9 protein-coding genes are annotated in these 9,109 nt (G+C 38.7%); 6 read left to right on the top strand and 3 right to left on the bottom strand.

The features are described 5' to 3' along the window. Both LOK78_RS02835 and LOK78_RS02830 read left to right on the top strand, forming a co-directional pair. Nucleotides 1-704: PorP/SprF family type IX secretion system membrane protein (locus tag LOK78_RS02835; RefSeq protein ID WP_232633491.1), on the top strand; the 704-nt coding region annotated here is incomplete at its 5' end. Nucleotides 705-724: 20 nt separating this feature from the next. Next, on the top strand, nucleotides 725-2,638 hold the full coding sequence (locus LOK78_RS02830) for an OmpA family protein (RefSeq protein WP_232633489.1): 1,914 nt from the start codon (nucleotides 725-727) through the stop codon (nucleotides 2,636-2,638). A 63-nt stretch (nucleotides 2,639-2,701) separates the two neighbouring features. Here LOK78_RS02830 and LOK78_RS02825 read toward each other — a convergent pair whose 3' ends face one another. Next, on the bottom strand, nucleotides 2,702-4,246 hold the full coding sequence (locus LOK78_RS02825) for an Rne/Rng family ribonuclease (protein ID WP_053971048.1): 1,545 nt from the start codon (nucleotides 4,244-4,246) through the stop codon (nucleotides 2,702-2,704). A gap of 302 nt (nucleotides 4,247-4,548) precedes the next feature. Beyond that, entirely contained in the window at nucleotides 4,549-4,848 is a 300-nt protein-coding gene (locus tag LOK78_RS02820) for an HU family DNA-binding protein (protein WP_304438205.1), read from the bottom strand. Nucleotides 4,849-4,974: 126 nt separating this feature from the next. Between LOK78_RS02820 and mutY the strand changes: the two genes are divergently transcribed. The 4 genes from mutY (at nucleotide 4,975) to gldD (ending at nucleotide 8,467) form a co-directional block, all read left to right on the top strand. Further along, entirely contained in the window at nucleotides 4,975-6,030 is a 1,056-nt protein-coding gene (mutY, locus tag LOK78_RS02815; RefSeq protein WP_232633487.1) for an A/G-specific adenine glycosylase, read from the top strand. Nucleotides 6,031-6,101: 71 nt separating this feature from the next. Next, nucleotides 6,102-6,551: a single-stranded DNA-binding protein gene (locus tag LOK78_RS02810; RefSeq protein ID WP_053971051.1), complete on the top strand. Its 450-nt coding sequence runs from the start codon at nucleotides 6,102-6,104 to the stop codon at nucleotides 6,549-6,551. Nucleotides 6,552-6,578: 27 nt separating this feature from the next. Further along, on the top strand, nucleotides 6,579-7,883 hold the full coding sequence (locus LOK78_RS02805; RefSeq protein ID WP_232633485.1) for a gliding motility-associated protein GldE: 1,305 nt from the start codon (nucleotides 6,579-6,581) through the stop codon (nucleotides 7,881-7,883). Next, nucleotides 7,883-8,467, top strand: coding sequence for a gliding motility lipoprotein GldD (gene gldD / locus LOK78_RS02800; RefSeq protein WP_166958119.1), 585 nt, complete (start codon nucleotides 7,883-7,885; stop codon nucleotides 8,465-8,467). Before LOK78_RS02805 ends, gldD begins: the two co-directional genes overlap by 1 nt. Nucleotides 8,468-8,517: 50 nt before the next feature. Here gldD and LOK78_RS02795 read toward each other — a convergent pair whose 3' ends face one another. After that, the gene (locus LOK78_RS02795; RefSeq protein WP_232633483.1) at nucleotides 8,518-9,048 is read right to left on the bottom strand and encodes a heavy-metal-associated domain-containing protein; all 531 of its coding nucleotides are present in this window, start codon (nucleotides 9,046-9,048) and stop codon (nucleotides 8,518-8,520) included. Between the last annotated feature and the right edge of the window lie 61 nt (nucleotides 9,049-9,109).

The raw sequence follows: 9,109 nt of genomic DNA, 5'->3' as shown, positions 1-9,109 counted from the left end.
ACATGCCCGTAGGGCGCAAGGTAGGGCTAGGTCTGTCGTTTGTTAACGACCAGATCGGACCTGTAAAGGAGAACAATGCCTATGTTGACTTCAGCTATACGCTGGAGTTGGGCGGCGGTCACAAACTGGCCATGGGGGTCAAGGCAGGAGCTACGTTTTATGACGTAGGTCTTACGGGCCTTGATAGGCTTGATGCGGATGACCCATTGTTGGGAGAGGACGTGAACAGTGTGTCCCCTAACGTAGGGGCGGGTTTCTACCTTTACAAGCCGGATACTTATTATGTGTCTCTTTCCATGCCGAACATCATCAGCACGATCCATTTGGATGCTGAGAACGGGAAGAAGGTAGGATCTGAGACGCAGCACTTTTTTGCGGCTGCAGGTTATGTTTTCGGGTTGTCAGACAACTTCAAGCTAAAGCCACACGCGATGATGAAGATGGCCTTTGATGCACCTATGACCTTTGACGGGAACTTGAACCTTTTCATGTACGATATCGTTGAACTTGGAGTTGGTTACCGTTTGGAGGATTCCTGGACGGCGATGGTAAACTTTATGATCACGCCACAGTTGCGCGTGGGCTATGCCTATGACCATATCGTGAGCGACCTTGACATCAACGCGAATGCCTCCCACGAGATATTCCTCAACTTTGATATCCTACTTTCGAGAAAGGTATCCCGTTCACCACGTTATTTCTAATCATCCAATCACACAGAATTATGAAAAAGCTCAACATATTTATACTTATAGCAATGATCGGGTGCCTAGTGGGATATTCCCAGAACGCGGCGACCGAGACAGCTGACCGATATTACCAGAACTTTGAGTTCGTTAGAGCGATCAAGAGCTACGAGAAGCTGGTAGAGAAGGGCAAGGGCGACGAGTACGTATACCGTCAGTTGGCCGAGGCCAATTACAACATATTGAACACCGAGGAGGCGGAGAAATGGTACTACAAGGTACTTGAGAGCACTCCCGGAGATGCAGAGATCGTCTACAAGTACTCTCAGATGCTCAAGGCGAACGGGAAGTACGACCGTTCCAATGAGTACATGCGCAAGTTTGCAGAGTTGAAGCCAAACGACCAGCGAGCGGTAGCCTTCATGGAGAACCCGGACTATATTCCACAGTTGTTGGAGAAAGAGAAGACCTTCCGTTTGAAGAACCTGGACATCAACAGCGAGCAGTCCGACTTCGGGGGGACGATCAAGGACGGTAAGTTCTATTTTGCCACGGCAAGGAACAAGTCAAGAAAGACCTATGGTTGGAACGATCAGCCGTTTTTGGATATCTACGTATCCGAGGTGACAGCAGATGGCTTTATGGAAGCCGACCAAGTAGATGGCGACGTGAACACGCAGTTCCATGAAGGAGTTGCGGCGATCAGTCCCAATGGTACGACCATGTACTTCTCCAGAGAGAGTTTCTCGGAGGGGATGTACGAGAAGGACAGTACCACCAGAAGAAAGATCAGTGTGAACAACCTTTTCGAGGCTACCTTTGATGGCGAGAAATGGGGTTATGTAAAACCGTTCCCATTGAACAGCAACACCTTTACGATCAAGGACCCTAGCGTGAGCAATGACGGAAAGACCCTTTACTTTTCATCTGATATGCCAGGGGGTCACGGAGGTTATGACATCTACAAGGTATCCATCAATGGAGACGGTACCTACGGAGATGCGGTTAACCTGGGAGACATTGTCAATACCGAGGGAGATGAAGGTTTTCCTTTTATAAGCAGTACCGATGTCCTTTACTTTTCATCCAACGGGCACCTGGGCCTAGGAAACCTGGATGTTTTCTTTACCAAGCTTGACGGCGGGTCTTACTTGCCTGTAAGAAATGCAGGGGTGCCAGTGAACGGTAACATGGACGACTTTGCCTTTACCATCGATGAGGAAAGCGGGGAAGGATTTGTATCCTCCAATAGAGAAGGCGGTAAGGGAAGCGACGATATCTACCAGGTGTTCAGACTTCAGCCAATGTGTACCGTGGACCTTATTGCTATGGTTACCGACAGCCAGAGCGGGGAGCCATTGCAGGGAGCCAGCGTATCTGTATACGATGACCAGGGAAGCATGTTGCTTACCCAGTTGACCGATGCAGAAGGAAAGGCAACTTTCTTGGTAGAGTGCGACAAGCAGTCTGGTCTTGAGGTGAGCATGGACGGTTATGAGAGCGAAAAGGTAAGTGTTGACGGTACATTTGATGAATCGACTACTGCAGAGGTGGCCCTGGATCCGATCGAGATGATCGTTGCAGAGGACCAAGTGGTACTGAACCCTATCTACTTTGAGTTCGACAAGTCAAACATCACGCCAGAGGCCGCCTTTGAACTTGACAAGTTGGTACAGGTGATGAACAAGTACCCGGATATGGTGATCAACGCGACTTCACATACGGACAGCCGTGGATCTGCCTCATACAACGAGAGATTGTCTGACAGACGTGCCAAGACGACCGTACAGTACGTGATCTCCAAGGGTATAGATGCCTCAAGGATTACAGGTAAGGGTATGGGCGAGAGCGATCCTAAGGTGGATTGTGGAAGCAACTGCAGCGAGGAGGAGCACCAATTGAACAGAAGGTCTGAGTTTATCATCACCACTGGAGGTCCACAGGACCAATAGGGAGATGGAGGACCCAAACATAAGAGCATAAAAAAAGCCCTACCAAACGGTAGGGCTTTTTTGTTATCTGATTTCTTTACCATTTTTATCTAAAAAATGATATTCTAAATATGTGTAAGCATCTCTAGGTAAAATTTTTACCCATTTTTTGTGTTCAAAAAACCATTTTGAACGTACTGATGGAAATCCTTTTGTTAAAAAGGCTGCTATAAAAGGGTGTGTGTTTAAGGTTACCTTTTTATAGTCTTTTTTAAAGATTTGTTCTAAATCGTGGGTGATCTTTTGGACTAGAACAATTGGTGCTTCAACTTCTTCGCCATTAGTGCCGTTAGGATTTTCCTCACGGGTTTTAATGTTCATTTCAGGTCTTACACGCTGTCTCGTAATTTGTACCAATCCAAATTTACTTGGAGGTAATATTTTGTGTTTTGCCCTATCATCTTTCATTTCTTCCCGAAGATGATTGTAAAGGGTCTTTCTGTTATCAGCTTTTGTCATATCAATAAAGTCAATGACTATGATACCACCCATATCACGTAATCTTAATTGCCTGGCTATTTCTGATGCCGCAATTAAATTGACTTCCAACGCTGTTTCTTCCTGGGTTTTAGCTTTGTTAGAACGATTTCCACTGTTCACGTCTACCACATGTAGTGCTTCAGTGTGTTCTATTACTAAATAAGCTCCCTTGGCCATAGAGACAGTTTTACCAAATGAAGTTTTGATCTGTCTTTCTATCCCAAATTTTTCAAAAATGGGTACATTGGATTGATGTAACTTAACTATAGATTCTTTCTTAGGTGCAATTTCTTGCACATAATCTTTGATTTTAATGTAAAGCTCCTCATCGTCGATATGAATGTTTGTAAATGTGTCATTAAACATATCTCTCATAATTGAAGAGGCTTTATTGAGCTCTCCCAATACTTTACTGGGATGATGAGCTTTGTGTAATTTTTTACACATGGCCGTCCAACGACCTAAAAGATTTTGTAAATCTTTATCTAATTCGGCTACTTTTTTGCCTTCTGCTACTGTTCGTACAATAACTCCAAATCCAGCCGGCGCAATACTTTTTACTAAGCGTTTTAAGCGGTCTTTCTCTTCTCTATCTTCTATTTTTTGAGAAATAGAAATACGATCGGAGAAAGGAACTAAAACTATATAGCGACCAGCAATTGATAATTCAGAACTGATTCGGGGACCTTTCGTTGAGATAGGTTCCTTGACAATTTGTACTAGAATAGATTGGTTTGATTTAAGAACGTCGTTAATTTTTCCGTCCTTATCAATGTCCTTTTCAAATGGGAAATTCTTAAGAGAAAAATCTTTTAGTTTACCTGTGCTTACACGTTTGGTGAATTTTAAAAGAGAGGGAAGTTTTGGTCCTAAATCATGATAATGTAAAAAGGCATCTTTTTCATAGCCTACATTTACAAATGCAGCGTTTAGACCAGGAACGGCTTTTCTGATTTTGGCTATAAACACATCACCAACAGAAAAGTTGTTACCCCCTTCATCTTTTTGTAATTCAATTAGTTTTCCATCTTTTAATAAGGCAAAATCAACATGTTCAGAATTAGATCGAATAATCAATTCTTTATTCATTGTGTTAATTTTTATCCATCACGCTAAGCATGATAGATGGATTAAAAAATAATTTGTTCACAGGATTTTAAATCCGTGGAGTTGGTTAAAAACGCAAGGTTTCGTTTTACTCAACTCTTTTCAAAGAACGTTTTGGTTAAAAAACCAAAAAAGTAGTTAGACAACTACTTTTTTGACTTATTTTTTCTTTTTGTGACGATTAGCGCGTCTTCTTTTTTTACGCTTGTGCGTTGCAACCTTGTGTCTTTTGCGTTTTTTACCACTTGGCATGTTGTACTCGTTTTTTTAAATTATTACTGTGTTTATTTAACTTCTACGTTAGATTTTACACCTTCTACAAATACTTTAGCTGGTTTAAAAGCTGGAATATTGTGAGCTGGTATTTTAATAGTTGTATTTTTGGAGATATTTCTACCAGTTTTTTCTGCTCTTGTTTTAACAATAAAGCTACCAAAACCTCTAAGATAAACATTGTCTCCAGCTTCTAATGAAGTCTTAACTTCATCCATGAATGATTCAACAGTTGCCTGTACATCACCTTTTTCAATTCCTAATTTTTCAGAAATTCTTGCTACTAAATCTGCCTTAGTCATTTTATTTATTTTTATTATGTTACTATTAAATTAAAAGGGTTGCAAATATAGGAATTAAATATCCAATTCTTCAAACCTAAAACACTAAAATTTAATTAAATAAACAATTATTTTTGCTTTTCGTATTTATCTTAAATGACTATCACAAAAAATTTAACCTCTTGGTATTCAAACAGTAAAAGGGATTTGCCATGGAGAAAAACAAAAGATCCATATCGTGTTTGGTTATCAGAAATTATTTTACAACAAACTCAAATCAAGCAGGGATTGCCTTATTATGAACGGTTTATTTTAAGGTTTCCAAATGTTTATGACTTGGCCAATGCCTCTGAGGAAGAGGTTTTGAAATTGTGGCAAGGGTTGGGTTATTACTCTAGAGCCAGAAATTTACATGCAACAGCAAAGTATGTTGCTTATGAATTAAATGGTCAATTCCCAGAGACCTACCATGGTTTATTAAAGCTTAAAGGTATAGGAGATTATACTGCAAGCGCCATTGCATCTATTTGCTTTGGGGAACCAAGTGCTGTTTTGGATGGTAATGTTTATCGTTTCCTTTCAAGGTACTTCGGAATTGATACGCCTATTAATACGTCCCAAGGATTTAAAGTTTTTAAGGCTTTGGCTCAAGATATTTTGGACGAAAGGGATCCAGAAATACACAATCAAGCTATAATGGAGTTTGGAGCGCTTCATTGCACCCCAACAAACCCAAGTTGTGACACGTGCCCTTTCCAAAATACCTGTATGGCATTTGCCGAAGGAAAGACTTCTGAGTTACCTGTAAAACTTAAAGGTAAAAAACCAGAAAAAAAGTACTTCAATTTTTTAGTTTTTCTTTCAGAAAATGAAACCATATTGGAAAAACGCAAGGGTAAAGGGATTTGGAAGTACTTATATCAATTTCCATTAGTGGAAACTTCAAAAAGTTTAAAGGTTCAGGAGGTTCAAGTTTTGGTTGATCAATCTGAATTGTTATCCAACACTGTTTCTGAAATATACCTATATAATGAGGACGATATCGTGCATAAATTATCCCACAGACACCTTTATACCAAATTTTGGATTGTATTAACTGATAAATTACCTGTTGAGGGCGTAAATTGGGATCTAGTTAAAAAATATGCGGTTCCTATATTAATTGGAAATTTTTTGGACACCTTTAATTTCCAAGAGGTTTTAAAAGAATAATAAATTTTTATTAAATTTAAAGTAGTCATAAGCAAATATGTAACTTTGCTAACTTAAATTTCAGGAAAATTATGTCAGGTACATTAAATAAAGTGATGCTAATAGGGCATTTGGGAGATGAAGTGAAAATGCATTATTTTGAGGGTGGAGGTTGCGTAGGTAGGTTTCCTTTGGCAACAAATGAAACTTATACTAACAGGCAAACCAATGAGCGTGTTACCAACACCGAATGGCATAATATTGTAGTGAGAAACAAAGCGGCAGAGATTTGTGAAAAATACCTAAGTAAAGGAGATCGTATTTATGTTGAAGGTCGTATCAAAACAAGAAAATGGCAAGATGAAAACGGGAACGAAAGATATTCGACAGAAATCCAATGTACAGATTTTACGTTTTTGACCACAAAAAGTGAAAGCGAAAGACCATCTGGCGATTTTCAAAACAAGCCATCTGCACCTAAACAAGATTCACAGGTAAGTGAACCCATGATAGATGATGATAATGATGATCTTCCTTTCTAACCATATGTCTAACTAAACCATTGATAATTGGACCCTGAACCCCCGAGTTTAATCATCAATTTATTGACCGCGGATATTTCAATTGTCCTAGGTTTTGTGCTGCTTTTTATTTTGCTGATTTGTTCAGCGCTTATATCTGGTGCTGAAGTAGCTTTGTTTTCCTTGAGCAGAACCGATTTGGAGGAAGGCTTTGGAGAAAAGTCCAATGCTGTCCCTATTTTAACCAAACTCCTTGAAAGACCTAAAAAATTATTAGCCACCATTTTAGTGGCCAATAATTTTATAAACATTGGCATTGTCATTTTATTCTCCTACTTAGGGGAGTTCTTGTTTGCTGGGTTGATTTCTCCAGTTTTGAAATTTTTATTGGAGGTTGTTCTTGTTACTTTTTTAATCCTGCTTTTTGGCGAAATATTGCCTAAAATTTATGCAAGTCGAAATCGAGTCAAATTTGCTTCCTTTATGTCTTATCCACTTCGGGTACTGGATGTGTTTTTCTCTCCCTTAAGTCTTCCCATGAGAAGTATTACATTGGCTATTCATAATAAATTAGGAAAGCAAAAATTAAATTTTAGTGTAGACCAATTGTCCCAAGCTTTGGAGCTAACTAGTGAGGAAGATACTACTAAGGAAGAGCAAAAAATCCTTCAAGGCATAGTTTCCTTCGGGAATACAGATACCAAACAGGTTATGAGGCCAAGAATAGATATTTTTGCTATCAATATTAATCAAAAATATACTGATATTATATCGGGGATAGTGAAACAAGGGTATTCCAGAATTCCAGTTTATGAAGACAATATTGATAACATTAAAGGGGTTTTGTATGTTAAGGATTTACTTCCTCATTTAGACAAAAAACAATTGGATTGGACGACTTTACTACGGGAGCCATTTTTTGTTCCAGAGAACAAGAAGCTGGATGATTTGATGGTAGAGTTTCAAGAAAAGAAAGTGCATCTAGCTGTTGTAGTGGATGAATATGGGGGAACCTCAGGATTGATTTCTTTGGAAGATATTATTGAGGAGATTGTGGGTGATATCAGTGATGAATTTGATGATGAAGACCTCGTTTATTCCAAATTGGATAATAACAACTATGTGTTTGAAGGTAAAACACCGTTGAAGGATTTTTATAAAATTATCAAGTTAGAAGACGATACTATTTTTGAAAGTTCAAAGGGGGAAGCTGAAACTGTTGCTGGATTTGTTTTGGAAATTTCGGGAGGGTTTCCCAAATTGGGAGCAAAAATAAATTATCATGGTTATATTTTTACCATAGAATCATTAGATAAAAAACGTATTAAACGATTAAAAGTTACCTTGCCATAATGTTGAAAAATTTATTGTCCCTCGCTATATTATTTATTGTCACCTGTTCTTGTAAGGATGATCCTGTTCCAAAACCAAATGCATTTTTGCGATTGGAATATCCTGAAGCTACTTATAAAGAGGTAGATCTTAAACTCCCGTTCACTTTTGAAAAGAATACTATGGCAGAGGATGTGAAAATTAGGCAATTGGATAGCGTAACAAATAGTTTTGGTATTGATTTGAGTTATCCTAAACTAAAAGGAACCATATTTTTGACCTATAAAGGGGTAGACCAAAACAAGGACAAGTTGATCGCCTACCTCAGGGATGCCCAAAAATTTACACAAGAGCATACTAGAAAAGCTGATGAGATTTCCGAACAGGTGTATGAAAGTAAAGACCGTAGGGTCTATGGGATGTTTTATGAAGTTGGGGGTAATGCGGCATCACAGTCGCAATTTTATATTACAGATAGCATCAACCATTTTCTGACGGGATCCTTATACTTTTATGCTAAACCAAATTACGACTCCATTCTTCCTGCAGCTCATTATTTGGAAAAGGATATTAGATATATTATGGAAACTGTTAAGTGGAAATAAAAAAGCATCCATAAAAGGATGCTTCGGTGTGTCTTTAATATGCTGAACTTTTAAGCTTTCGCTTTTTGTGCACAACAAGCCATTTTACAATCTTCTTTGCAAGTCATGGGTTTGTCATTTGAAGCAGTTTCTTTTTCTTCAGCTTTTTTACCAGCACAACAGTCTTTAGTGCATCCAGGTTTACAAGCCATGGTCTCAGATGAAAAGGATTCAACCTTTTTTAGGTCTTTAACCTCATATACTTCTCCTGCTTTTTTTACGGTTTCTTCAAGAGATGCAGGTGTTACTTTGGCTTCATCATATTCAACCATAGCCAATTTTTTGTCAAAATCTACTTTGGCCGACTTAACACCTTCCATGTGAGCCATTTTGTTTTCAATGGTTTTAGCACATCCCATGGCGCAGGTCATACCTTCAATGGTGAATTCAGCCTTGGCATATGTTGCATTAGGGTCAAGTTCCTTTACCTCGCTTGAAGTTTCCATTTCAACCGTTTTTACCTCTGGAGAAACATTGTCTTTACAGGAGATTAAAAATGTTACCACAACAAGTATGGCGAAAATATGTTTTAAGTTTTTCATTTGTTTAAAGTATTTAATGTCACAAAATTAAGAATTCTTCTCGGTTAATTGCCTTAAATAT

The organism is Mangrovimonas futianensis (genome assembly GCF_021245805.1).
In the GTDB taxonomy this organism is placed as follows: Bacteria; Bacteroidota; Bacteroidia; order Flavobacteriales; family Flavobacteriaceae; genus Mangrovimonas; species Mangrovimonas futianensis.
Note: the sequence above shows the minus strand (reverse complement) of the source record. Positions and strands in the feature narration are given on the sequence as shown.